We start from the raw sequence: 24,466 nt of genomic DNA, 5'->3' as shown, positions 1-24,466 counted from the left end.
TAAGCTAGGCGGGGCCGCTAATGCAAAGGAACACTGCGAACTGCCGATTAGTGCAATACTTTAACCATAAACACGTAAGCTGGCCGCAGGTTGTCCGGCCTTTTCTACGATTCTACCGTTTTACCGCCACCACTTCGTAGGCTACGTCGGGCCCGGCCGGGACCCCGAACCGGGCGTTTACCGCGTAGAGGGTGCCTCCTTTCCGGGCAACGGTGGTGGGTACGCGGAAGGCCTCGTTGGTGATAATTCCCGTGATCGTCCCGCTCCGCAGGTCAGCGCTCAGGTCGACTTCGGCGATTTGGTTAAAGGAGTTTTGGACGACGTAGAGTGTCTGTCCGACTAACAAGATACCGTCGCCATTCACGACCGTTTCCCCACCCAGGTCGATCCTTCGGGAGACCGCTGTCTCGGGCTCGACCCGGTACAGGGCCCCCAGGCTGCTGTTGACGATGATGAGTTCTTTGCCGTCGGGCGTGGCTTCGATACCGTTGGCATTGAATCCACCCGGCTGGAAGTCAAATTCTCCGGAGAGGGTGAGTGATTCCGAACCGCCGGTGGGCTCCCCGCGCCGGTCGAGCGCAGCTACGTACAGATTGGGGGCGAAAGATTCGGTGAAGTAAGCCGCTTCCTTGGTGATGGCGACGTCGTTGACGAAGCTACCCCCAAAATCGTAGGTAGCGACCACCTCCACGGAGCGGGTGTCCAGCACGTAGGCGCCACCGGTTCCGCCGCCGGCAACGTAGAGGTATTTCGTAGCCGGATCGAAGGCAAGCCCCACCGCCACACCGCCGCCGGCGGGCGTAAAGATCACTTCCCCGGCGCCGTTGCGGAAATCGCCTCGGTAAATCGATCCGTCGGCTAACGAACCCACGTAGAATTCGTTGCCGGTACCCGCTACGATACCCTCCGGCTGAAAGCCGTCGGGTAATTGGATCAGCTCCGGGAAAGCTTTACGAAATTCCACCTCCTGACCGGAGACGTCAACCGCCGATTCATGCTGGCAACCACTAAAGATGATCGTAGCGATAAGTAAATACAGCAACACTTTCCCGTCTGGCATAATCTTCTTTTACCCTGACCAACGGGAAGGATAATCACATTGTTTATCTTATTGCCTCGTGTCCTCAAAGCGTTGAAGCAGTCGATCGGCGGCCTGTTCGATACCGTCGTAATGCTGCTGGGCGGCGCGTTGCTTGATGGCAATGAGCCCCGAGTGGTGCACCCGCCGAAAGTCTCCGAAGGGGAATCCGAAGCGCCCCTTGGTTTCTTCGCTCTCCTCATCGTGAATGCCCAGGTGCCAGTCCGCGTAGTCGTCCCAGCCGTGACGATCAAGAAAGTCGTTCTCCTCGTCCGCCGAGGGCTGTGCCTCGCTCCAGTCGCTGTCCTTGACGTACTGCCGCTTATCGATCAGGTCGGCGGCCATATGCTCCGCTGCTTTATTGAGTTTCATGTCAGCCCTTTTGCGGAATAACCGATCGCCAGGGAGGAGGTTTGGCCGCACTTCGGTGGATTATCCCATTCAAATTGGTGGCATGAATAAGGGTCCGAGCCGTACGCAACGCGCATTCGTGCCAGGGAGCCGATTGTCGGCATCGACTAATCGCCGCGGAGACGGAGAATTTCCGTCATAGGTACTTTTCCCGGGGGTTGGCGGTGTCGCCGCGAATGGTCAACGGCGTTGTGGCGTCCGAGCCACGTTGGCGATCTACGGCCGGGTTGCGGAGGGGGGGGTAAAGACTCGCTCTGAACCTTACAGGTGTCCGCCACCCCGCTCAAAGGGGTACCGGGCCCGCCGAACGGAGGGGTAAAAGGTGAGGCCGACGTTCAGTCGGGCCGTGGTGTAGGTGTAGCTATCCTCGGGAATGCGAAGGTCCAGCTCGGTGTCCCGCACATCGTACACGTAGGTGCCACTGGCGCGTAGCCGCACGTCGATCGCCGCCCGCTCGCTGAGGAAGAATAGCAGTCCTGGTGCCAGGGCAACGCCGGCTCCCCGCGCTTCGGCGCCCGCGAAGGGTTCGGTTTTGACGAATTGGCCGGCTATTTCCGTGAATGCCTGCACCCGCGCTCCGCCGCGACCGAAATAAAAGCGCGTGCCAAGTTCGTACTCCCGGATGGCGTATTCCTCCTCGAAAAGCGACTCCGGTTTGGCGGTGACCTGGGTGCGGGAAGTACCTAAGAAGAAGGTGGAGGCGGGACTTACGCCCATTCCCAGGCGGAAATCAAAGCCATAACCGAGCACGGCGTCGGCAAAGCCGGTTTCCTCGTACTTCACCCCGGAGGCGCTGCCGTTGAAATTGACGAACAGGCCCTTGGTGTTCTGGGCGGTAAGCAAATTGGTGGCCAGGAAGGCCGCAAGAAAGAGTAAGCGGTGGGTCATATCGGGCAAGTAGGTGTCGTGCACTTAACGCTGCCGTTGCCCGCCTACCGTCGTCTTAACACTTTACTCTGGCTTGATTTCCACGGTGGTTTCCGTCCCCGTCAGGGAAAAGGTCGTAGGCAGCGCGTCTGCCAGGTAAGGACCGAGGTCGAACTGGTAGGTTTCCTCGATGATGGCCTGGCAGGTCATTTCGTTCTCCCCCACCCCGTCGTCGAAAACGAGCAATGCGGTTGTCTGGGTGGGCGAGCTTTCGGCCACCGCGCCGTCCGTGTGCAGGGCCACCCGCCAGGGCTCGCTGCTACAACCGGTAGCGGAAATGGTGACGGATAGGCAAAGCCCATCGGCGGAGGCGCCCACGACCGTGTACGCATCGGAGGTGAGCCTCGGCATGGGGTCGCGCACCTGTATAACCGGTCCGCAATCGGTGGTCCGCACGGTTTCCCGCGCGTCGTCACTACAGCCCGCGCTGCGGAAGAGGGTGAGGGCAAAGAGGGTGATGCTTAGCGTTTTGACCATGGCATACTGCTTAATTGAGATAAGAAACACCCCATCCTTTCGAGAGTGCGCACTGGCCACCCAAAGTAAATTTTTACCTGCGCCGCCTGGAAAAGAAAGGAGCTAGTGCACGACGGAGAGCGTCCGGTCCGCACGCCGTCCGTCCGCCCAGAAGCAAACCAGGCGGTAGGGGCCCGCCGGCAGCTCACGGACGCTGACGGATACCGTAGCAAGCTTCGGTTCCAGGAAGCTTACCCGCCGGCCTGTAGCATCGTAGATGACCACGCTCGAGGGGGGCTCCTCGGCCGTAAGCCGCACTTCATGGACGGCCGGATTGGGTGCGACCGCTAGTCGGGGAGCTTGCCGCTGCAGTCCAAGGGCCGTGGATGTCGACTTACGCAACCGATTGACGTAGCCCCATATCTCGTCGTTGTAGACGGTGGCTACGTAATCCTCCGCCTCCGTCGGGCTCCCTCCTACCCGTACCCACACCAGTTGTTGACTGGGCGCCACGTTGATGAACTGCCCGTTTTTCCCGGCTGCGAAATAGGTATCGGCGGGAGCGGCGGGCAGTAGCGGTCCCGTGTACACTTCCCGCGAACCGTTGAGCATGTGGGTCGACTGGCCGTTCAGCCAGGTCAGCAGGCCATAGGACGCATTGATCGACTGGGACGGGGTCGTCATCCGGGCGTGGTAGGCAGCGGGGATAATTTGCTCGCCCGCCCATGCGCCCCGGTTGAGCAGCAGCAGGCCGAAGCGGGCCATTACCCGGGGGGTGCTGAGAAATACTTCGTTGTAGGGGCCGAGCGATACGTACCCACCCGCGATTCCCGTTGTCGCCCGGAATCGCTGTCGAATAAATTGGGTCGGCGTCTGGCCGGTGGCGGCGGCCAGTACATCGTGCAGCTTGGTAAATGGCGCGTTGTAGTACGCCCACCGCGTACCCGGTTCGGCCAGGCAGGTAAGGCATGCGGCGTCGGTGCAGAAGAAATCGCCGGTGTCGTCCAGCCCGGTCGTCATGCGGAGGTGATCCAGGACGGTAATGTCGGCTTCCGCCCCCGGGGAACACTGCGTCCAACCCGTACCGAGATACGTACTACTGGCGGCATCCAGTTCGAGGTGGCCTTCCTCCGCGGCAATGCCCACGGCGGCGGAAAGGAGGGTTTTGCCGGCGCTGGCCCAGTAGTGTAGACTATCGGCTCCGAAACCGTTCATGTAATGATCGAGCACGATCCGGCCTTTGTACAGCAGTACGAAGGCCTTGGTATTGGTCCGATCCAAAAAACCGTACAGCGCCTCGATCCGCTCGGGATCGTAGTCGAGTGTCCCCGGATCGAGTTGCTCCCATTCATTGCCGACCACGGGCGGGAAGTACAGATCTTGGGCTCGCACCGAACCCAACAACGGGAGCAGCGACCAGCAGAGCAGGAGAATGAAGCGCAACGAGTGGGGCAAGTGCGGTAGTAGCGGTAGGTGTACCGCTCCTAAACGAACGGCCCGCGACACATCGTGCCCGGTAAAAGCTTACTCGATCGAGAGCGTAGTATCCAGGCCGATCAGGGAAAAACGGGTCGGCAGGGCACCGTCGTTCAGGTATGGCAGGAGGTCGAAGGAAAACTGCCTTTCGAATTCCGCCTGGCAGGTAACGTCTCCGCTGGTAACGTTATCGTCAAAGATCAGGCGGGCCGACGTTTGCGTGGGGGTGCTCTCCGCTATTTGCCCGCGGGTGAGCAAATCCATTCCAAATTGGTCACCGCTGCAGCCGGTGGCGGCAATGCGTACCGTGAGGCAGCGATCCTCGACGGTCAGTTCCAGCAGGGTATAATCGTCGGTTTGTAACTCGACGAGGGCGTCCACGATCTGTATGGGCTGTCCGCACTCAGGGCGGAACTGGAGCTCGTCGTCGGCCAGCTGGCTACAGCCGGTTAGCGCGATCAGGAGCGGTAAAGTGGATGGTAAGCGGCGCATAGGAAAAGCGGTTATCGTACCCCGCCAGACGCAGTGGCCCCGCCAAACGTTGGAGCCGAACCTAGAGGCTGTCCAGGATTCCCCGCTGCCGCTGTCCGAAGTTCAGGGCTTCCATCAGGGTGGCACTCATCACTTCCTCGAGGTTGCCGTAGGCCACGGCGTAGTCCTCCTGGCTGCGGCGCACCACCTCCTGGGCCTCCTCGCGGTTGTAAGTGTGGGTGATCTCGCACTTGGGGGCCGTCCCGGGTAGCTGCTTGTAGGTAAGGAAGTAGTGGCGCAGGCGGTTCAGGATCGGTTCGGGGATGTCGCTGATGTCCTGCCAGCTCCCGTAAACTTCGTCGTTATCCAGTACGGCGATGATCTTGTCATCGGCCTCGCCGCCATCGAGCATCCGGAAACCGCCGATGGGTTTGGCCTTGACGATGATGTTACCGTGGGTCACTTCCCGCTCGGTGAGTACGCAGATATCGAGCGGGTCGTCGTCGCCCTTGATATCAGTGCGGCAAGTCTGCTCCATACAGTACTGCGCCACCTGTTCCTTACAGTAGGTCTGGGGAATGAAGCCGTACATGGCGGGAACGATGTTGGAAAACTTCTGCGGCCGGTCGATGATGAGGTAGCCGGACTTCTTATCCACCTCGTACTTGACGGTATCGGAGGGGATCACCTCGATGAAGGCGCTGACCACGTCGGGGGCGCGGCTACCGATATCGATACCGTGCCAGGGGTGGCTCTTATACCGCAGGCCGATGAGTTTCCAGAGTTTGTCGTAAGCTTCGTTGCCCATAGGGTTGGTCGTTGGGTGGAATAAGTCGCAAAGGTACGGCCTAATAACACGTCGAGCAGCCTACACAGTACTTGTACTGTCGAATTTTCTGTTGCTGAAACGACAGCCTACCTTACTTTGAACCGTAATCGTAAGAAAAGGCGGGCTTCATCGGAATAAAATTTGGTTTTTACTCGGATCCCCGGTTAGATGACGCGATTCTTTTTTGGCGCCGGGGCGCGGGTGCCGCGAACGCGACGGACCGACCGCCGTTTCCCTAAAGATTCCGTTAAGATCAGTTGCCCGGCTAACTTAACGGGATTCGGACCTGTCTTCCTTCCGACCCATTGCCCTATGTACGCCTCCCTCCTTTTGCTTCTTTTGCCCCTGTTCGGCCTCCGGGCCCAGCCGGATACGCTGCTGCAGGCGTATCACTGGCAGGAGGAAGGGGGGGAGCGTCGGCTGCTGCTTACTCCGGACGCCACCTTCCAACTCGACTACGGCCCCGGTACCGAAGCGGGGCGCTACCTCATGGGCCGCTACCGGTTGGACGCTGCCGGCCGCCAGCTTACCCTTTCCGTCGATTACTTTCTCGGCAAGTCCAGGATCCACCCCCGCTACCGAGACGGCCAGGATTTCTACCTGGTATACGATATCGTAAAGGTGACCGAACGGCGGCTCGTACTGCTCGACGTGCTAACGGACGACCTGATTGCATTTCTTCCCACCCCGCTGTCCGGAGACGACGACCCGGCACGCCGCAGAATTCCCAAGCCGAAATCGAAGGACTGGGGGCTGCCCGAAGGCTGGGGTGGATAGGGCAGCGGCAAGCCACGCCCTCCGCCGATGACGAAGCAGGCACCGACACGTACGGAGCAATTCTATCATCGTACGCGGACGAAAATAATTCAGGCCTCACCGGTACAAGTTCCAACACCTAACCCTATCTTACTTCTCGTTCCCTTCCAACAGCCGCTACCCGGCTAGCAACACGCGAAAAAGGAGATGTCAAAAAAACTTAGTGTAAAAACAACGTTAAGTCACAAGTTGAGGGAGCATCGCCCGTTTTTAGATTCAGACACTAGATACTTTTGAACAACACATTTTTGGCTACATAACTCAAGTGTAACTACTAGCGGGGCTCCAACCAATCAACGGGTGGGGCCCTTGCTATTTCAGGCAGCCACGGCTCGTTACCCCGGGGCACTGCGGTCGGTGGGGAAGAAACCTCGGTTGGAAGATGGCATTGGCGCCATCGACTCCGGCGTGGTAACCGGCGCGTCGGGCTTTTCTCCCGCGCTCCGGCGCCCTATAGCATGCGCAGCCGGGGTTGACGGTACGAACGCAAGTCGTCCGCCAGGATATCATCCGATGTGATGAGCGTATCCAGATCCGCTAAACCGCAGACGACGTTGGGTTCCGCCTTTCCCAGTTTGTCGTTCGTCACCATGGCCGCTACCCGATCGGCGGATTGGATCATGGCGCGCTTGACGGCCGCCTCCCGATCGTCGGCTACGGTCAAACCCGCCCCCGGGTGCAACCCAAAGGTGCCCAGAAAGGACCAAGTGGCGCGAAACTGCCGCAAAAAATCGATGGTTTCCGGCCCCACCGCGATGCGGTAATTCCGGTGCAGCTTACCGCCGGCGAAGCGTACGTCAACGTCGGGGTGATCCATCAGGGTCGTGACGATCGGAAAGCTGTTGGTGACCACGGTAAGTCCCCGCCGATCGTAAAGCAGCCGCGCGAGGCAAGCGGCCGTGGTGCCGCCGTCGAGCATGATGAGCTGTCCGTCTTCGATCAGGGTAAGGGCTTTGCGGGCAATTTGCTCCTTGGCTGCCGTAGCCTGCTGCTCCCGGGCGCGGTAGGCCGAGGGTACGCCTGACACCGGCAACGCACCGCCCCGCACCGGGGTAAGCGACCCCCTTTCTGCCAAAGTCGTCAGGTCGCGCCGTACCGTATCCGTCGAGACCCGAAGTTCCTCGCTCAACGCCTTTAATCGTACTTGCCCTTCCCGATGCAAAACCTCCAGGATGTAGCGGAACCGTGCTTCCTTAAGCATTTGCGGGGGTGATGGTCGAGCGTGGCGATAAAAATAGCGCCAAGCCGAGGGTTATTTGCAATAATTTGCAATATTATGCATAATTTTGCAAATTATTAGCCCCGTAGCCCCGCTTCCATGTCGCCATTCCTGCTCGGCTTAGCTGCCGCTACCCTTACCACCTCGGCGTACGTACCGCAGGTGTTGCACAGTTGGCGATCGAAATCTACCCGGGATTTGTCACTGCCGATGCTGGTCCTGTTCTGTAGCGGCGTCTTCCTGTGGTTGCTGTACGGGCTGTGGATCGGCGACGTACCGGTGGTGGTGGCGAATGGACTGACGCTGATCCTGGCGTTGTCGCTACTGACCCTGAAGCTGACCAACTACGGTGACCGGCCCGCGCAAGCGAATACCCCCTCCCCCGCCCTTACGGCCGTGCTATTCGACCTGGATGGCACGCTGGCCAACACCCTGCCGCTGTGTATCGAAGCCTTCCGCCTCGCCGTGGAGCCGTCCGCGGGGCGATCCCTCACCGATCGGGAGATCATGGCGACCTTCGGTCCCTCCGAGGAGGGGACGATCCAGGCATTGGCTCCCGACCGCTACGAGCAAGGTCTGGCGGACTATCTGGCGCACTACGAGCGACTCCACGACCGGTACCCGGTGCCGTTCGACGGGATGGTCACCCTACTGCATTACCTCCGTTACCGGGGTGTACGCTTGGGGCTGGTGACCGGAAAAGGAGTGGAAAGTACCCGGCTATCCCTGCGGCAATTCGGATTGGAAGCATTCTTCGAAGTGATGGAAACCGGATCTCCCCGTGGTCCCCGGAAAGCGGAAGCGCTCCGGCACATCCTATCCGAGTGGAACCTCCAGCCCGCGGAAGCGGTGTACGTCGGCGATGCTCCCGGCGACGTGACGGCCGCACGGAAGCTGGGCATACCGGTGGTTGCCGCCGCCTGGTCGGCCACGGCCGATGGCGCCGCACTCTCCGCCCTGCAACCCGATGCCGTGGTACATTCCGTGGATGCGCTTTTCGCCTGGCTGGAACCGCGTTTGGCGTCCGGGGTGGCGGTGGGGCTTCCTGCCTGATCGGTGGAATCGGTTCCGAGGCTGATGGCCGACCACGCGTAATGGCAGCTGTCCTAATGCGAGGCTGCCGGATGCCCGATAGTTTGGGAAAGTACCGGTGTATAATTAGGTTGATCGCCCTGGCTGCCATTAGCTCGGGCAAGGTTGAAGGGTTGCATTCGCCACGAACGCCTGCGTAATAAGGCGAATGAAGGAGTATCAGCGTAGCAGGCCGGATTAAATCGGTTCGCTGCGGCTAAAATTGCCCCGGGTTACCTGGTAGCGGGATTTCCTCCACCAACATTTCCTGCCCCTGCACATCGTAGTAGGAACAGGTTAATTCAAGCGTCCGCACCGTCCACTTATCCACTCCCGCCGCGGCGGCCTGCCGGCAAAAAGTGGGGTAATCCGTCCGGCCTTGCTGGTGAACCGTCAGGGCTTGCTGCAGTGCCTCTCGGTTGCCCGAGGGGGCGACCGGCAAGGGCTCCCCGACGGGCACGGTGGTAAGGACCTGTTCCCTCCCCCGGTAGCTGTGGTGGCCATCGGAGACGTAGTAATCGTAGGCCACGACCCCTAACCGCTCCATGTCCTGGACGTATCGCGGGAAGTCGGCGCCGCTTTTTACCCGGCCGTGGGCCGCCTGGAGTTGTTCGAGGGTAAACGGGACGGGTTGAGATGGAAGGGTGGGCATGATTGGAGCACGGATTGTTGCCAGCAAAGACCAGCGCGATTGTGTAAACCCCCTTTCTTTTTGCTCGGCGAGGGAGGGGAGGAAAAAGGGGATGCCGATAGTTGAAAGGTACCGCTTTCCCGCCGCAGCTTTCGCTGGTCCGGCGAAAAGGATCGCGACATTAGGTTGGCGTTGAGCCGTTGGAAATAAGGACCTACGCTTCCCTGCCAATTCCACACAAGCCTGCCAAACGGTAATAAGCGGACGGTAACGGCAGGGGCCAGGACGAACCGTGATATTGGCCCTGCGCAGGCATCCATTCACCGGATACGCTTGGCTCCCGCGCTCCGCCGCCCGAATGATCCCCCCGTTACCGCAACCATTGCTGCGGATGGTAAGCAACGAACCGCCGGTGAACGCGGTAGCGCGGCGACAGGTTCCGGACGAAGAAGCACGCGGTTGCCATCTCACTTTCGACCTTCCGGCCCTGGAGGAGATCGTGGCTGATCGGCAGCCTACCGGGGAGTAGCCACAGCAGAGCGGAAGCAGGACACCCCTCCCGTTCGTCGTGGCGGAGAAAGCACACGCTGGGCAATACCCATAAAGACCCCGGTCCAGCCAGGTAAGTAGGGAGCTTAGGCGTACCGCGACGCCCTGCCCTCCTTCCAATCCGCGAAATAGCCGCCATGAACGCGGAAGCTTTTACCGTCGAACCCGGATTCCCCGGGGGGACGCCGGTAACCACCTGAATTTCGTAGAAACCGGCTTCCGCGGATGCTTGTCTATCTGGCTACAGGAATTAGGCTCCCTGCTTTTTGTCGACCTCCACTTCTACCGTTTCCAGTTCCTCGCGCAGCGCCGCTTCTACATCCAGCGGCTGCCCGAGCAGATCCGTAAACCGCCATTCCGCGAAATTGGGTTCGAATTTATACCGGCCCCACGCGGCGGTACACATGATAGCCGGATTGACGATCTCCGTCAGGTAGATTCCCCACCTGCCGTTTTCATTTTTAAAGGTCTTGCGGACCGTATAGACCTTTCCCTCGGCGGGATGATTGGGAATCTCGGCGGGAATACGTTTGGCGTCTACACAGATTACTTCCTTACCTAGCATGTTGATAGTGGTTGATGGGTCAACCTTAATTACCACTGAGACGGCCACTTGGTTTTATCCCGGCAACAAACCGGCCCCACACGAGGGGTCGTTTACCCAATCGAACATAGCTTTCGTCTACTGCGAAAGCAGGCGACTATGTCCGCTTACCGCACGACAGCCAGCAGACCCTCAACTTATGTGTTTCGTACAATTGTACAATTCGCAATCCCAGCTTCCTGCAAAATGGACGAGCGTAGTGATTGCCGAATTACGTAAGCGTTCGCGGGTATCTACCTGGGGAATTAGTTGCTTCAGGGTTAGCCGAAGCAGTGCTCCGTGACTGAAGACCAATACGCTGGAATCCTGATAATTCGCGAGCAGGTAGGAAGTGAAGGACAGTCCCCGATCTACGATCGACTCTTTGCTTTCGATGTTCAACGGTAAAGACTTCCAATTTTCCCCCCAACGTGCTATTCGTTCTTCCTGGGTGGTTCCTTCAACAGCTCCGCAGTTCATTTCGCGTAATCGGGGATCCGTCCGAACGCTTACTCCCATTGCTGCAGCCACAATCTCGGCGGTTTCCCGAGCCCGGATAAGGTCACTGGCGTATAGGACATCCCATTCTTCTCCCTTAAGTCGATTGGCTAAGGCATGCGCCTGCTTTCTACCCGTATCGTTTAAGGGGATATCCGTCTGACCCTGAATGCGATTTTCAAGATTCCAGTCGGTTATGCCGTGTCGGACAAATCCAATGCGCGTCATCATTGCGGATCACTATTTTATCGCACGTTGGTTGCCAGGATTTTTTCGGTAAGGGGTCGCGACCCGGCTAGCCAATGCGTGCCAGCATCAAGATACGGCTGCAGCTTGGACGGTTCCGGCAGTAGTACGTCCGTTGGCCGCGGCCGCCGGGCCCACGGCTGGAACCCCATGCCATCGACTGGATGACCGAATACCCCATATCGCTACCGCGCCACCGGTACCACCCGGTACGTCTTCACCACCCCTTGATAATTGAAATGCACCAGGGCGGTGCCGTTGGCGGTGTCCGGCTGTTCCACTTCGATGCTGACCGCCGGGTCGCTGACGGTCGCCGTGACTTCGGGAATCGCGCCGCCGGCCCGCGGTGCGTAGGTGGCCTCGTACAGGTCCAGGGTGACGATGCCGTTCTCATTGGTCGACCGCACCGGCGTTTCCGGCAACTCGATGACTTCCCCGTTTACGGAAATGGTCACCGATGGCGGCACGTGGCGTTCGATGTTTCGCGTGCTGGAACTGAAGCCCAGTCCGGCCAGGTCGAAGAGCGCCGTAGAGTCGGCCGCGCCGGCCACGAGGAAGATGGCGTGCTTGCCGTCTAGTCCGTCCACCGCTTCGGCTACGTCCACTGTGAAGCGGGTGGTTTCCGAAGGCGATCCGGCCGGAACGCTGACCGTACCGATGCGTTGGCCCTCCCAGGTGGCATTGTCGTAGGGGCCGTCGAGCCAGACTTCCACTTCGAACGCCTGGTCGGTGAGGGGTTTGAGGAAGACGTTGAAGGCGGTCTCGTTGCCGGGGGCGGTGCCGGCGAACGGCTGCAGCCCCTTGGTGGCTTCCTCCAGTCCGCCAAAGCCGAAATATTTAAACCCGATAACGTCGCCGGGCACCACGCCGGTGACGGGCATGCTGTTGTCCCAGATGTCCCAGTTGTCCGACTGGCTTCTTGTGTTCGACAGGTAGCAAGCATAGCCCGCGCTGTAGTAGCGGTAGGGGTCCAGGCCGTAGATCTGGAAACCTTCGGAGGTCACTTCGGCGCCGGTGTAGGTATTGCCGCGGTCGTCGGAAGCCGTCCAGGTTTCGTCTTCGGCGTAGGGGTCGTAAGCGCGGATGGTCACCTTACCACCCTCGGCCACCGGGGCTTCGTCCCAATCGACCGTTACCGGAGCCACCATCGGCTGGCGGGCGTTGCCGAATCCACGCGGGGCGCGGTGATAAAAGGCGTACCATTGGTCGTTGATTTGCTCGATGCTACCGTGGGTATTGTGGCCGGCGTAGGTGGTCTGGAGGGCGCTGCCGTCCTCGTTGGGCACTACCGCCCGGGAATCCACCAGCACGCCCCCGCTCTTCCACGGGCCGAGCGGCGTATCTCCGTAGGCGTAGCGCAGGGCGGAGTTGGTACTGCTGAGTCCGTAATCCGGACCGGAATAGCCGCTGTACACCCACACGTACTTATTGCCGATCTTTCGGATCGAAGCGGCTTCGAAGAAGTTGAAGGCCCCCAGGTCCTGGTCGGGAAAGACGTAAGGGTAGCCGGCGTCCGGGTCGCGCACCTCCCCGTAGCGGCGACTGGAGGGGATAAAGCGGTCGATCACTTCCTTCCCGGGGCGGATGCTGTACATCGTCTCGGGGTCCAGCTCCCCCGCCTGCGACCGCTGGAAGCCCCAGTAGCCGAAGGCGCGGTAGCCGGCCTCGGTGTCCACATCCACGGAATCCGAGCCGTACTCGATGTATACCGCCGGATCGAAGCCCATGGTGCTACCGGGAACGGTTTGCGTACTGTCCTGGATGACATTCAGCACGGTGAAGGGGCCGTCGGGGCGGTCGCCTTTGGCCACCATGGATTCCCGTCCCCGTCCGCGGCTGTGGGGGTAGAGGTAATAGACTTTACCGCCGTCCGCTTCCTTCACCTCCACGAGATCGGGGGCGTACATGACGTCCCACTGCCCCTCGATGAAGTAGGTAAAAATGGAACCTTCGTCGCGCCAGTCGGACAGATCCTCCACGGGAGCCGACCAGGCGCGAATGTCCGGTCCGCAGTAGCTATCTACCCGCACGTCGTGGGATCCGATGATGTACATGCGGTACTTCCCCGGCTTATCGGGGTCTTCGAAGACCCGCGGTTCCCCATCGGGCAGGTGCTCCCATAGCGGCAGGTAGGGGTTACCGTAGCCGGGGTTATTAAATTCGGTGGTGGGGGTGATGGTCTCCGATTGGTCCTTCTGGGCCCGGCCGGGCGTACAGCAGCCGACCAGCATGGCCAGGAGGAAGAGGAAGCGCAGATGATCGGGTAGTAGTTGCATGACGGAACGTTAAATGGGCAAGACAGGGCGGCGGGAGGTTTGCAACCTTGGCTGTCGGGGTAAAGTACTCCCTTTTGTCAGATTGACAATTATCCAAAGCAGTTTAGCCGGCGATCGGTTCTCTCCCCGACATGACGTAAGTCCACAGGGGTACATATCCTTCCTCCGTCGACCGCGGCGCAGGAGGCCCCGCAAAAAGTAGGGTTGGAAATCAGCCACGCTTCGTTTCTTCCGGACGAACTCCCCTGGCCTTCCGATCGGAAGCCGGCAAAAAAAGAACCTCCCTATATTCAAGCGTTCAACGCATTCGTCACGGTAGTCCGGAGTGGGCTAATCGTGACTTATCGGTTTTTTATTCCAGCAACCCATGCAGTCGATCAGCCTACTTTTTATCCTCTTAACCTGCTCCGCCGCTACCATAGCTGCGCAAATCACCCCGCCCGCGCCCGTAGGCCCGACCCCCAGCGACAATCAGCTGCGGTGGCAGGAAATGGAATACTACGCCTTCATTCACTTTTCCATCAATACGTATACCGACATGTCCTGGGGCTACGGCAACGAAGATCCCGCCCTGTTCAATCCCACCAAACTCGACGCCCGGCAGTGGGCGCGGGTTTGTAAGGAAGCGGGCATGAAGGGGATCATCCTCACCGCGAAGCACCACAGCGGCTTCTGCCTGTGGCCCTCGGAGTACACCGACTACTCCGTCGAAAGTGCGCCCTGGAAAGACGGAAAGGGGGATATCGTTGGGGACCTGGCCGCCGCCTGCGAGGAGTACGGACTGAAGTTCGGTGTGTATCTCTCCCCCTGGGACCGCAACCACCCCGACTACGGCAAGCCGGAGTACATCACCTATTTCCGCAACCAATTGCGGGAGCTACTGACGAACTACGGAGATATTTTCGAAGTGTGGTACGATGGAGCCAACGGGGGCACCGGCTGGTACGGCGGCGCGGATACCCTGCGCAAGATCGACCGGACCACCTATTACGACTGGTCCAATACCTACGCGATGGTTCGCGAGCTACAACCCGACATCGTGATCTGGAACGACGGCGGCGACCGCGCCGACCTGCGCTGGGTAGGCACCGAATCCGGCTACGTCGGCGAGACCAACTGGAGCCTGCTTAACAGCACCGGTCCCGTACCCGAGGAGGAACTGCGGCACGGGGTCGAAGCCGGCGACGCCTGGGTGCCCGGCGAGGTAAACACGTCCATCCGGCCCGAATGGTTTTACCACCCGCGGGAGAACACCAAGGTCAAAACCCTGCCCGAGCTGATGGATATTTATTACCAGTCCATTGGCCGGAATGCCACCCTGTTGCTCAACTTCGCCATCGCCCCCGACGGCCTCATTCCCGAAACGGACGCGCAGCGCGCTCTGGACTTTGCCGCGGCGGTAAACGAAGCCTTCGCCGACAACCTCGTAGAACGGGCTTCGGCAACCGCCGAGCAGGTAAGAGGCAACGATCCGAAATACGGCGCTACCCAGGCCATCGACGGCAACGACGCTACCTACTGGACCACGGACGACGGGGTCACAGCCGCCTCGCTGACCCTTGACTTCGGCCAGCCAACGCGGTTCAACCGCTTCCTGGTGCAGGAGTACATCCCATTGGGTCAGCGGGTCCGCCGTTTCACGCTGGAAGCGCTCGTGGACGGGAATTGGGAAGAAATCGCCGACGAAACGACCATCGGCTATAAGCGAATCCTGCGCTTTCCAACGGTGGAGGCAACCCGGCTCCGCCTCAACATTACGGATGCCAAGGCGTGCCCGCTGATCTCCAACATTGGTGTGTACCGGGCTCCGCAAATCCTGACGCCCCCGACGGTCTTACGGAAACAATCGGGTGAGGTGGTGATTCTGCCCGCCGACCCGGAGTCCGAACTGTTCTACACCCTCGACGGCAGCGAACCCACCCCGGATTCTCCCCGCTACGACGGGCCGATCGCCACCGATGCTGGTGGCATCGAGGTAAGCGCGGTTGCCTACAGCCCCATCAGTAGCGAACTTAGTCCCGTTACCACGGAGCGCTTCGGGATTGCCCGGACCGACTGGCGGATCGTAGACATCCCGGACGAACAGGTGGCCAACGTTATCGACGGAGATCCCGACACCTACTGGCACCAGCCGGCGGGCAATGCCCTGCCCGCGAGCCTGATCATTGACCTGGGCAAGCAGGAGAGGCTTTCCGGCTTCCGCTACCTGCCCGATCAGCGGCTGTGGTCGAGTGGCATCATCACGGAATACAATTTCTACGTGTCCTCCGACGGTGAAACCTGGCGCTTGGTCAGTGAAGGGGAATTTTCCAATATCAACAACAACCCGCTGTGGCAAGACAAAACCTTCGATCCGGTAACCGCCCGCTTCGTTAAGCTCGAGGCGCTCGCCAATACCAAGGAAGACAATGCCGCCGGCTACGCCGAGCTTGACGTGATCAGTGAAAGCGCCATGCGGTAAGGCAGCGCACTACCTAGTTGAACGGCGTATTTGTCCGCCCCGGGTGGCGTGAAGCGTAGCTGAAGACGGTATCCCCGAAGCTTGGCTACGCCGGAGATAGGGCCCGACTACCGAAGTCCACCGGCCCGTAAGCCGATAGAATGCTATCGATAATTTCTTCCGTATCGTTTGCGAACGGGTGGGGCGCCGGAGCCTCACTGCGGAGCCACTCCCCCACCCGCGGCCAATCCTTTTTGCCCAGTCCGTCGAGTACCATCACCCCGAGCTCCCGGAGGGCCACCGCGTTGCAGCGTTGCTCGAATTGGTTGCGCATCGGCACTACCAGGAGCCGCTTACCCAGGAATAGTGCCTCGGCCGGAGTCTCGAAGCCCCCTCCACAGATCACCCCGCGGGAGGTCGCCATGCTTTCCAGGAAGGTGTCGCGGCCTACCGGGTACAGATCCACGTTGTCGATGCGGGTGCGCACCCGCCGGCGTTTGCTGAAGACCTCGAAGCGGTACAGGGGAAAGCGGGAGAACACCCGGACGAGCTGGTCCTCGGCAATGGCCGGCAAATACACCGTGTGGTGGCCGTAGTCGGCTACCCGCGCCCGCCGTACCTCCTCCCGGATCACCGGTGGGCGCATCCCCGGCTCGTACGCCCGGAAGTGAAAACCGGCACCCGCCGCGCAGGGAGCATACCAGCGCAGAAAGGCCAGTGCCAGCGGACTCAGCCCCCGGGGCCGGGGGGCTCCCGGTCGGGCCACTGCGTACTGGTGCGAAAGCGCGAAGGAGGGAACGCCCGCCCGTCGGGCCGCCCAGGCACTCACCGGCTCGAAATCATTGATCACCAGGTCGTAACGGTGCACCGGCAGGGTGCGCACCTCCCGTAAAAAGTCGATGACGGACAAGGCCCGCAGCGTCTCGCGCAGATCGATACCGCCCCGGTGGCCGAAGACGAAGCCCAGTCCACCCAGCCGGTAATCGATGCGGAAGGGCGCCTCCAGCTCGGTCTGGGAGCCGCTGAGCAGCACGTCCACTTCCAGCCCCGGCCGGCGGCGGAGGGCGGGGACGAATTCGATGGCCCGCGAGAGGTGTCCGTTGCCCGTTCCCTGAATGGCGTAAAGGATGCGCATATGCCCGATTTAGCTGCTTGTTTCCAGTTGAAATTCTTCCACCATCGCTTGAAAGATCATGGCGTGGGAGAGGTCCGCGGTATCGAGCGGGTCCGTGCCGATCGCCGCCACGGGGGCACCACCGTGCTCGTAGAGTGACCAGCGGCCTCGGTCGTACTCGAGGGCGGTGAGGTTCTCAATCCAGTCGCCGCTGTTGAGGTAGGTCACCGACCGGCCACGCTCGTCGGTGATCACCCGGTGTTGGGGCTGGTGGATGTGGCCGCAAACCACGTATTCGTAACCGTTGGACATAGCGATCCGGGCCGCCGTCGTTTCGAAATCATCGATGTGGCGGATGGCGCGCTTGACGCCGCTCTTGATGCGCTTCGACAGCGATATCCTGCCCCGCCCGAGCCGGTGGCTGCAGGCGTTTACCACGGTATTCAGGCGGATCAGGAAGTCGTAGCCGATACCACCGAGCCTGGCCAGCCAGCGGGAATGCTTCATCGTTACGTCGAATACGTCCCCGTGAAACACCCAGGCCCGCTTGCCGTCCAGCTCCAGTACCACCTTATTCACGATCTTGAAACCGGCCAGGTCGAAGCCCCGGAATCGGCGCATTAACTCGTCGTGGTTTCCGGCTACGTAGATCACCTCCTTCCCCTTCACCACCAGCGAAAGCAGGTGCTTGATCACTTTTAGGTGGTCGGGCGGGAAGTACCGCTTGTTGAATTGCCAGATGTCGATGATGTCGCCGTTGAGCACGATCGTGCGCGGATCGATGGAGTGGAGGTAGGCCAGCAACTCTCCGGCGCGACTGCCGTAAGTCCCCAGGTGCACATCCGAGATCACCACCACTTCGACGGGGCGCTTTTGCTTCATAGTCAATGCGTTATTTCGGACACAAGCCCATTTGTATCAGCGACCATAAATTTCCATTCCCCGGGTTAGCTCCACGTACGAAAGAGGTTAAATATTTGTTACAACATATGAAATGTTGTTACGTGGAGTACGGATTTCGTCCACTTTATTTTTGCGGCGGAGCGCAGGTGCCAGGCTAATCAGCCAGGTAAAAAATTCCCTGTCGCATCGTCCCACCCGGTCAGTTAACACAAAGTTCAACAAAACTTAAAGCACTGATTGCCAGCGACGAACGCAGGCTTCGCTTAGTTGCGGGATTAATACACCCACACTATGCGAAACCTTTACTTGCTACTTCTCATCCTCGGGGTAGTCGGGCTGCGTGCCCAGGGCGATTGTCCGCCCGTCCTGCCTACGCCCGCCGGCACCCACGACCTCCTCCTCACCCCGCTCTCCACCTACCGGACCGGCGTTTTCGACGAAGGGGCCGCCGAAATCGTAGCCTACGACACGGTGTCCCAGCGACTGGTATTCATCAACGCCGACGCCAACGCCATCACCATTCTCGACATCAGCGACCCGTCGAACCCGACCCTGGTGGCCGAAGTCACCCCGGAAGTCCCCGGTGTGGACGGAGTCAATAGCGTCGCGATCGCCAACGGACTGATCGCCGCGGCCTTCCAGGGCCCGGAAGTCGACAGCCCCGGGAAGATCGTCGTGATGAACGGCGACGGGGTGGTCGTAGCCACTTTCGACGCCGGCGCTTTACCCGACATGATCACCTTCAGCCCCGACGGCAACCTCATCCTCACCGCCAACGAGGGCGAGCCCAACGACGCCTATACCGTCGACCCGGAGGGCTCGGTCACCGTCGTCGATATTACCGAAGGACTGGAATCCGCCACCGCGACCACCATCCGTTTCACCGATTTCAATACCCAGCGGGCCAGCCTCATGGCCCGGGGCGTGCGCCTTTTCGGCCCCGGTGCCTCGGTAGCCCAAGACCTCGAGCCCGAGTACATCACCGTGCAGGGCGACCGGGCCTATGTCGGCCTACAGGAGAATAACGCTTTCGCCGTACTGGACCTGAACAGCCTGCGCTTCACCGACATCGTGCCCTTCGGCTACAAAGACTACAGCTGCGAAGCCAACGCCTTCGATGCCAGCAACCGGGACGATATGATTGCTATCCTCCCCTATCCCGTACTGGGAATGTACATGCCGGACGCCATCGCCAGTTTCAGCATGCATAATCAAACCTACCTGGTAACGGCCAACGAGGGCGACGCCCGGGATTACGACGGATACAGCGAGGAGACCCGCGTAGCCGACCTGCAGCTCGACCCCGATGCCTACCCCGACGCGGAAAGCCTGCAGGACGATGGCGTACTTGGCCGGCTGACCACCACTACGGCTAATGGCGACGTGGACTGCGATGGTGACGTCGACCAGATATACAGCTACGGCGCGCGGTCCTTTTCCATCTTTCACGCCGACGGCACCCTGATCTACGACAGCGGCAGCGAATTCGAGCGCATCCTGGCCGAACTACTCCCAGACGCATTCAACAGCAACAACGACGAGAATGATAGCTTCGATTCCCGCTCCGACGATAAGGGCCCCGAACCCGAAGCCGTCGAACTGGTGGTACGCGGCGATCGCATGTACGCCCTCATCGGCCTGGAGCGCATCGGCGGGGTGATGATCTACGACATCACCATTCCTGAGGCCCCCTTCTTCGTCAGCTACACCAATAACCGCGATTTCACGGTCGACGCCCAGCTCGAGGACGACAGCGTCAATCCCGCGGTGGGCGATCTCGGTGTCGAAGACATCCTATTCATCCCCGCGGCCAGCAGCCCCAACGATCGCGACCTGGTAGTCACCGCCAATGAGATCAGCGGCACGGTGACGCTCTTTTCCCTGGAAGCGCCCACCTTCACCCTCCAACTCCTCCACAACAACGACGGAGAATCCCAGCTCGTCGCCGACACCCTCGAAAACGGATTGGCCTTCGGCGGCGCGGCCCGCTTTACGGCCATCGTCGATAGCCTCCGCAATCTCGACCTTCCAACCCTGACCCTGAGCAGTGGCGACAATTTCCTCCCCGGCCCGGCCTTCAACGCGAGCCTGGCCCGGCCCGCCGGCTCCCCGCTATACGATAGCGAGGTGTTGAACGCCATCGACTACGACGCCCTGGTGATCGGCAACCACGATTTTGATTTCGGCCCCGATATCCTGCAGCGCGTCATCGAGGAAACCGCCACCAGCGGCCCGGTCTTTCTGAGCGCCAACCTGGACTTTAGCGCCGAGCCCGGCCTGGAAGCACTGGTCACCAGCGGGCGGATCGCCAGTCGCACAACCGTCGAGGTGGCCGGAGAACGGATCGGTATCGTCGGACTAACCACGCCAGCCCTTCCCACCGTCAGCAGCCCGCGGGGCGTAACGGTAGACCCGAACCTGGTCGGCATCGCCCAGGCCGAGATCGATGCCCTGCAAAATGGGGGCGTGAATAAGATCGTCCTCATCAGCCACCTGCAAAGCATCGACGAAGAATTGATGCTGGCCGGTAGCCTCACCGGAGTAGACATCATCATCGCCGGCGGTGGCGACGAGCTCCTGACCAACGATCCGGCCAATGCCCTCGGCGGACTCGAGGTCGACGACACCTACCCCATTGATACCCTCGATGCCGACGGCAATACGGTGTACGTCGTCACCACACCAGGCGAGTACCGCTACGTAGGTAACCTGATCGTGGAATTCGACGGCGACGGCAACGTTATGGCCATCGCCGAGCGGTCGGACGTTATTCCCGTCACGGGATCGGCGCCGGTCGACGCAGCGGTGGCCATGCTGGAAGACTCGGTAGTCCGGTACAACGCATCCCTGGCCAGCAATATCGTGGCAATCACGGAGGTAGACCTGAACGGTTTGCGGGCCGACGTGCGCACCATGGAAACGAACCAGGGAAACCTGATCACCGATGCTTACCTCTGGTACTTCGATACGGTATTCGACGATTACGACTTTGACGAGACCATACCCGTAATTGCCGTCCAGAACGGCGGTGGTATCCGCAACGACGAAGTCATTCCCGCCAACAGCGAGATCAGCGAACTGAAAACCTTCGACATCCTGCCCTTTGCTAACTTCGTTTCGGTGATCGAGCCCATCAGTCCGGATTCCCTGAAAGCCGCGCTGGAAAACAGCGTGAGCCAGGTGCCCGGCCGTGACGGCCGCTTCCTGCAGATCGCCGGTTTCGAGATCGTGTACGACACCACGGGTACGCCTAATGTGGATCGCATCACTACCGTCACCCTCGACGACGGCACGCCCATCGTAGCCAACGGGGAAGTCGTAGCCGGGGCACCCGACGTCTACGTCGTAACCAACAATTTCACCGCCGGTGGTGGCGATGCCTTCGGGGAGTTTGCCGCCCTCGCGTTCACCAACATCGGCCCCAGCTACCAGCGCGTCCTGTACGAATACCTACTGGCGGAAACCGGTGCGAACGGAATCGTCACCGCCGCGGATTACCCCGAGGGCGGTACGGGCCGCATCACCATCGCGTCGACCAGTGCCCTGCCCCCGCTCGATCTCGGCGCCTACGGCTGGACGGTTTCCCCTAACCCTTTCCGCAGCGACCTAACGGTTGGCTTCGAATTGCCCGCTGCCACCGACGTAGGCCTCCACCTCTACGACAACAACGGACGCCTGATCGCCGAGATCACTGACGGCAAGCTCGCCGCCGGGTCCCAGCAGTTCGCCGTACCCGCGAGCGACCTTCCCGCCGGAGTGTATTGGCTACGGGTCCGGATGAGCGACCGGGTCGCTAGTCAGCAGGTGATTCGGCAGTAATGTAAGTTTGGGGTGCCGGGAAGCTATCATGCTCCGGCTACTTCACTTTCGATCTTATATGCGGACCGCCCCGAAGGAATTTCGGGGCGGTCTTCATTTAGGTGGAAAAAGGCCCGTAGCAACGTGGCTGCCTCAGTGTAAGGCACAAGTGGATGAGCGGATTCGCAAATTGCCGAGCAATGCTCGCATGACCTAACCGGTTCTAAATGCTCTCCTGAGTGGCCGTATGGCTGCGTCGAGAGTTGCTGGGGGCAGGAAGAGCCGATCGTAATGGGGTCCGACCTGAAAACCAACGGACAGGGGCCCTTGGTCGCGGGCAGTCAACGGATAGCGAAGGTTTCCCACTACGTTCCAAAGCCTAAGCAGCGAGCCTGCGGGATACTCCTACCCTTCCCAAAATCTACCCACCAAAACATGTTCCTGCACCAATTTATAGATGCCTGAATACGTGAACGTTGTTCACATGTTCACCCTGTTGGATTGAACGCCGATCCTATTTTTATGATATATCTGAAACATCCCTGTGGATGCAGCAGCGGCGGTTTAGCCCCCCTATATTTACTATCAACGAATTAAACCTGGCATTCCAACACTATGAACAGTTTGAGTTGCGGCAGCTTCAACCGAGATCGATGATACCTCCTCAAGACGAATAGCCCTATACTATGAGAACACTCCGTTAAACTTCAGCCCTATTCCTTGTAATCCAGGGGCTATATCACCCCATTGTCCCGAGTCTTTGATCCGGCCCATTGCCCTATTCCCCAGAAACGTCCTATGATTTTCCCGATTATCTCCTACGCATCTATTGGGACACGGAAAAGATTCGAGGTGGTGTGGATTTAGTCCTTTCCGAAGGTAAAATAACCCGATTGAATACAGACCGAGCGGACGTACTTACCGTTTGGATGCGGCTACTGAAAACGCAAACGCCCTACTACTTCTACGAAGCCGATGCGGCGGGTAATTGCATCATAAGTTTACCCAAACAGCCAGTTCACCAGCGTGATTTCGCATCCGCCGTCGGGTAACCGTGGTATCGACCAGCTTGCTTGCACCCATTAATTGCTCCTCCTGGCGGCACCGATACTGCCCAAAGACATCCGGCTCGGCGGACTAACAAAAGGTTGGGGTGGCTGATTCCGCTGTGTTTCGATTGCTGCACCTGCGCTCCGGCGCAAAAAGATGGGTTCCCGGTGTCAACTAGTTCCAGCTCCGGGAACGGTCAAACGGGAGATTGTTTGCGATAGCCAGTATTTCACGTGTGGGTATTACTCGAAACCGGAACTCCGCCACCCCACTGAAAGCCAATACGTCTCGTTAGACCGTTGCCACGAAGCCTTAATGCCACCATTTCTTCCGCCCCCCGGCGCAAAGACGCGTACTCCCGGAAAAGCTTCCGTTCCCCTTTCTACTTTGTCCGGTGAGCTTCCGCCTTCATACTTTCAAAGTCGATTCTTCGTATTCCCCAGCGCCCGCCGCAACAACAGTACCTCCTCGATATTTTCCAGGTTCAGCACCCCGCTGATGCGGCCCATGGCGTCGCGCACGAAACAGATCGGCGTGGAGCTGGCCCGCAGTTGCTGGTAGGCCAGCTGCAGTTCGCTGTCGGCGTCGAGCTCCAGCAGATCGGGGCGGCGGGCCACCTGACCGATGCGGCCGTCGCGACCGTGTTCCTTCAGGCCGCGGATGAGGTCGTCGCGGGTCAGGATGCCGGCGGGTTCCCCGTCATCCAGGACCACGAAGTCCCGCTCCTGTCCGTCGAGGAGTACGGAGACCGCATAATCGAGGGTCTGGTGGACGTTCAGCGCGGTATACTGGTGCATCACGGCGTCCGCTACGTGATACCCCTCGAGCAAAGCCTGCATGCCAACCGCGCGGTTCTCCCCGCCGGCCCCCAGGTAGATGAACAGCCCGATAAAGACGAGCCAGAAGTTGCCGAAGAAGCCCAGGAAAACGAAAACGATGGCGAGGGCCTGCCCCAGCTTGGCGGCGATGTTCGTGGCCTTCGCCCGGTCGAACTTCATGCTGAGTACCGCCCGGAGCATCCGGCCGCCGTCCATCGGGAAGGCCGGGATCAGATTGAATAGCACGAGCAGAATGTTGACGCTGAGGAGGCCGATGAGGAAGTTCCGCCCGGAAGGCAGGGTGATGGACTCCAGCGTTTCCTGGTCCGGCAAACCGCCCGTAGCGGCGATGATGGCGGCCAGCATAACGGCAATCACCACGTTCACCGCCGGTCCCGCGGCCGCCACGATAAGCTCTTCCTTCGGTTCTTCCGGTAGCCGCTCCAAGTTGGCGACGCCGCCGATGGGCAGCAGCACGATGTTGCGCGTATTGACCCCGTAGCGCCGCGCGGCCAAAGCATGACCGAATTCATGGAGCACGACGCAGCCGAATAACGCCAGGATGAAACCCACGCCGGTCAGGCCGTCCGCCAATTCACCGCTTTGGCGAAAGTAGCTGAGAAATACCCATCCCAGCAGGATGAGAAAGGTCCAGTGCAGTTTCACGTCGATGCCGGCCACGCGGCCGATACGGAAGGTCCAGGTCATAGTATCCAGCCTTATGAACGCCTATTCCATTGGGTCTGCCAATCCACGAACTGTTGCCTCCTTGGGGCGGGGCAACAGTCCGGGAATAGCGAACGTAG

The 24,466-nt window shown here is 60.0% G+C and carries 20 protein-coding genes; 5 read left to right on the top strand and 15 right to left on the bottom strand.

Annotated elements, in window-relative coordinates; genetic code table 11:
* Window positions 1-112 precede the first annotated feature (112 nt).
* The 7 genes from CLV84_RS05695 to CLV84_RS05665 form a co-directional block, all read right to left on the bottom strand.
* Window positions 113-1,060, bottom strand: a complete 948-nt coding sequence (locus CLV84_RS05695; RefSeq protein ID WP_104418761.1) for an SMP-30/gluconolactonase/LRE family protein — start codon at window positions 1,058-1,060, stop codon at window positions 113-115.
* A 48-nt stretch (window positions 1,061-1,108) separates the two neighbouring features.
* On the bottom strand, window positions 1,109-1,450 hold the full coding sequence (locus CLV84_RS05690; protein ID WP_104418760.1) for a hypothetical protein: 342 nt from the start codon (window positions 1,448-1,450) through the stop codon (window positions 1,109-1,111).
* Between the two features lie 300 nt (window positions 1,451-1,750).
* On the bottom strand, window positions 1,751-2,377 hold the full coding sequence (locus tag CLV84_RS05685) for a hypothetical protein (RefSeq protein WP_104418759.1): 627 nt from the start codon (window positions 2,375-2,377) through the stop codon (window positions 1,751-1,753).
* A 63-nt stretch (window positions 2,378-2,440) separates the two neighbouring features.
* Window positions 2,441-2,893, bottom strand: coding sequence for a hypothetical protein (locus tag CLV84_RS05680; RefSeq protein WP_104418758.1), 453 nt, complete (start codon window positions 2,891-2,893; stop codon window positions 2,441-2,443).
* Window positions 2,894-2,995: 102 nt separating this feature from the next.
* Complete coding sequence (locus CLV84_RS05675; protein WP_146088727.1) at window positions 2,996-4,327, bottom strand: serine hydrolase; 1,332 nt, start codon at window positions 4,325-4,327, stop codon at window positions 2,996-2,998.
* A 69-nt stretch (window positions 4,328-4,396) separates the two neighbouring features.
* Window positions 4,397-4,840 carry a hypothetical protein gene (locus tag CLV84_RS05670; RefSeq protein ID WP_104418756.1) on the bottom strand — a complete coding sequence of 148 codons (444 nt, stop codon included), beginning with the start codon at window positions 4,838-4,840 and terminating at the stop codon, window positions 4,397-4,399.
* Between the two features lie 61 nt (window positions 4,841-4,901).
* On the bottom strand, window positions 4,902-5,627 hold the full coding sequence (locus CLV84_RS05665) for an inorganic pyrophosphatase (protein WP_104418755.1): 726 nt from the start codon (window positions 5,625-5,627) through the stop codon (window positions 4,902-4,904).
* 333 nt (window positions 5,628-5,960) lie between these two features.
* On the opposite strand from CLV84_RS05665, the gene CLV84_RS05660 reads away from it, so the two are divergent.
* Window positions 5,961-6,425: a hypothetical protein gene (locus tag CLV84_RS05660; RefSeq protein WP_104418754.1), complete on the top strand. Its 465-nt coding sequence runs from the start codon at window positions 5,961-5,963 to the stop codon at window positions 6,423-6,425.
* A 490-nt stretch (window positions 6,426-6,915) separates the two neighbouring features.
* On the opposite strand, the gene CLV84_RS05655 is transcribed toward CLV84_RS05660, so the two are convergent.
* Entirely contained in the window at window positions 6,916-7,665 is a 750-nt protein-coding gene (locus CLV84_RS05655; protein ID WP_104418753.1) for a DeoR/GlpR family DNA-binding transcription regulator, read from the bottom strand.
* 117 nt (window positions 7,666-7,782) lie between these two features.
* Between CLV84_RS05655 and CLV84_RS05650 the strand changes: the two genes are divergently transcribed.
* A complete protein-coding gene (locus CLV84_RS05650; protein ID WP_211295176.1) occupies window positions 7,783-8,736 on the top strand; it encodes a SemiSWEET transporter in 954 nt (317 codons plus the stop codon).
* Window positions 8,737-8,971: 235 nt separating this feature from the next.
* Here CLV84_RS05650 and CLV84_RS05645 read toward each other — a convergent pair whose 3' ends face one another.
* On the bottom strand, window positions 8,972-9,406 hold the full coding sequence (locus CLV84_RS05645; protein WP_104418752.1) for a DUF1398 domain-containing protein: 435 nt from the start codon (window positions 9,404-9,406) through the stop codon (window positions 8,972-8,974).
* 370 nt (window positions 9,407-9,776) lie between these two features.
* Here CLV84_RS05645 and CLV84_RS21745 point away from each other — a divergent pair, with 370 nt between their 5' ends.
* Complete coding sequence (locus tag CLV84_RS21745; protein ID WP_170067585.1) at window positions 9,777-9,914, top strand: hypothetical protein; 138 nt, start codon at window positions 9,777-9,779, stop codon at window positions 9,912-9,914.
* Between the two features lie 270 nt (window positions 9,915-10,184).
* Here the strand turns inward: CLV84_RS21745 and CLV84_RS05640 are convergent, their stop codons facing one another.
* The 3 genes from CLV84_RS05640 to CLV84_RS05630 form a co-directional block, all read right to left on the bottom strand.
* Window positions 10,185-10,499, bottom strand: coding sequence for a hypothetical protein (locus tag CLV84_RS05640; RefSeq protein WP_104418751.1), 315 nt, complete (start codon window positions 10,497-10,499; stop codon window positions 10,185-10,187).
* 171 nt (window positions 10,500-10,670) lie between these two features.
* Window positions 10,671-11,243, bottom strand: a complete 573-nt coding sequence (locus CLV84_RS22285) for a histidine phosphatase family protein (protein WP_104419514.1) — start codon at window positions 11,241-11,243, stop codon at window positions 10,671-10,673.
* Window positions 11,244-11,446: 203 nt separating this feature from the next.
* Window positions 11,447-13,537, bottom strand: a complete 2,091-nt coding sequence (locus tag CLV84_RS05630; protein WP_211295174.1) for a hypothetical protein — start codon at window positions 13,535-13,537, stop codon at window positions 11,447-11,449.
* Between the two features lie 367 nt (window positions 13,538-13,904).
* Here CLV84_RS05630 and CLV84_RS05625 point away from each other — a divergent pair, with 367 nt between their 5' ends.
* Window positions 13,905-15,998: a discoidin domain-containing protein gene (locus CLV84_RS05625; RefSeq protein ID WP_211295173.1), complete on the top strand. Its 2,094-nt coding sequence runs from the start codon at window positions 13,905-13,907 to the stop codon at window positions 15,996-15,998.
* An 85-nt stretch (window positions 15,999-16,083) separates the two neighbouring features.
* On the opposite strand, the gene CLV84_RS05620 is transcribed toward CLV84_RS05625, so the two are convergent.
* Both CLV84_RS05620 and CLV84_RS05615 read right to left on the bottom strand, forming a co-directional pair.
* Complete coding sequence (locus CLV84_RS05620; RefSeq protein WP_104418750.1) at window positions 16,084-17,112, bottom strand: glycosyltransferase family protein; 1,029 nt, start codon at window positions 17,110-17,112, stop codon at window positions 16,084-16,086.
* Window positions 17,113-17,121: 9 nt separating this feature from the next.
* Entirely contained in the window at window positions 17,122-17,973 is an 852-nt protein-coding gene (locus CLV84_RS05615; protein ID WP_104418749.1) for a UDP-2,3-diacylglucosamine diphosphatase, read from the bottom strand.
* Between the two features lie 312 nt (window positions 17,974-18,285).
* Here CLV84_RS05615 and CLV84_RS05610 point away from each other — a divergent pair, with 312 nt between their 5' ends.
* On the top strand, window positions 18,286-21,813 hold the full coding sequence (locus CLV84_RS05610; RefSeq protein WP_104418748.1) for a choice-of-anchor I family protein: 3,528 nt from the start codon (window positions 18,286-18,288) through the stop codon (window positions 21,811-21,813).
* A 1,445-nt stretch (window positions 21,814-23,258) separates the two neighbouring features.
* Here CLV84_RS05610 and CLV84_RS05605 read toward each other — a convergent pair.
* Window positions 23,259-24,368, bottom strand: coding sequence for a site-2 protease family protein (locus CLV84_RS05605; protein WP_104418747.1), 1,110 nt, complete (start codon window positions 24,366-24,368; stop codon window positions 23,259-23,261).
* Window positions 24,369-24,466 lie beyond the last annotated feature (98 nt).

The sequence above is a fragment of the Neolewinella xylanilytica genome, assembly GCF_002934605.1.
Taxonomy (GTDB): Bacteria; Bacteroidota; Bacteroidia; order Chitinophagales; family Saprospiraceae; genus Neolewinella; species Neolewinella xylanilytica.
The sequence above is the reverse complement of the archived record's forward strand: the minus strand, read 5'-3'. Positions and strand labels throughout refer to the sequence as shown.

Coding starts and splice junctions, on each gene's coding strand:
- CLV84_RS05695 (WP_104418761.1), bottom strand. CDS start 1,060: ATGCCAGACGGGAAAGTGTTGCTGTATTTACTTATCGCTACGATCATC.
- CLV84_RS05690 (WP_104418760.1), bottom strand. CDS start 1,450: ATGAAACTCAATAAAGCAGCGGAGCATATGGCCGCCGACCTGATCGAT.
- CLV84_RS05685 (WP_104418759.1), bottom strand. CDS start 2,377: ATGACCCACCGCTTACTCTTTCTTGCGGCCTTCCTGGCCACCAATTTG.
- CLV84_RS05680 (WP_104418758.1), bottom strand. CDS start 2,893: ATGGTCAAAACGCTAAGCATCACCCTCTTTGCCCTCACCCTCTTCCGC.
- CLV84_RS05670 (WP_104418756.1), bottom strand. CDS start 4,840: ATGCGCCGCTTACCATCCACTTTACCGCTCCTGATCGCGCTAACCGGC.
- CLV84_RS05665 (WP_104418755.1), bottom strand. CDS start 5,627: ATGGGCAACGAAGCTTACGACAAACTCTGGAAACTCATCGGCCTGCGG.
- CLV84_RS05660 (WP_104418754.1), top strand. CDS start 5,961: ATGTACGCCTCCCTCCTTTTGCTTCTTTTGCCCCTGTTCGGCCTCCGG.
- CLV84_RS05655 (WP_104418753.1), bottom strand. CDS start 7,665: ATGCTTAAGGAAGCACGGTTCCGCTACATCCTGGAGGTTTTGCATCGG.
- CLV84_RS05650 (WP_211295176.1), top strand. CDS start 7,783: ATGTCGCCATTCCTGCTCGGCTTAGCTGCCGCTACCCTTACCACCTCG.
- CLV84_RS05645 (WP_104418752.1), bottom strand. CDS start 9,406: ATGCCCACCCTTCCATCTCAACCCGTCCCGTTTACCCTCGAACAACTC.
- CLV84_RS21745 (WP_170067585.1), top strand. CDS start 9,777: ATGGTAAGCAACGAACCGCCGGTGAACGCGGTAGCGCGGCGACAGGTT.
- CLV84_RS05640 (WP_104418751.1), bottom strand. CDS start 10,499: ATGCTAGGTAAGGAAGTAATCTGTGTAGACGCCAAACGTATTCCCGCC.
- CLV84_RS22285 (WP_104419514.1), bottom strand. CDS start 11,243: ATGACGCGCATTGGATTTGTCCGACACGGCATAACCGACTGGAATCTT.
- CLV84_RS05630 (WP_211295174.1), bottom strand. CDS start 13,537: ATGCAACTACTACCCGATCATCTGCGCTTCCTCTTCCTCCTGGCCATG.
- CLV84_RS05625 (WP_211295173.1), top strand. CDS start 13,905: ATGCAGTCGATCAGCCTACTTTTTATCCTCTTAACCTGCTCCGCCGCT.
- CLV84_RS05620 (WP_104418750.1), bottom strand. CDS start 17,112: ATGCGCATCCTTTACGCCATTCAGGGAACGGGCAACGGACACCTCTCG.
- CLV84_RS05615 (WP_104418749.1), bottom strand. CDS start 17,973: ATGAAGCAAAAGCGCCCCGTCGAAGTGGTGGTGATCTCGGATGTGCAC.
- CLV84_RS05610 (WP_104418748.1), top strand. CDS start 18,286: ATGCGAAACCTTTACTTGCTACTTCTCATCCTCGGGGTAGTCGGGCTG.
- CLV84_RS05605 (WP_104418747.1), bottom strand. CDS start 24,368: ATGACCTGGACCTTCCGTATCGGCCGCGTGGCCGGCATCGACGTGAAA.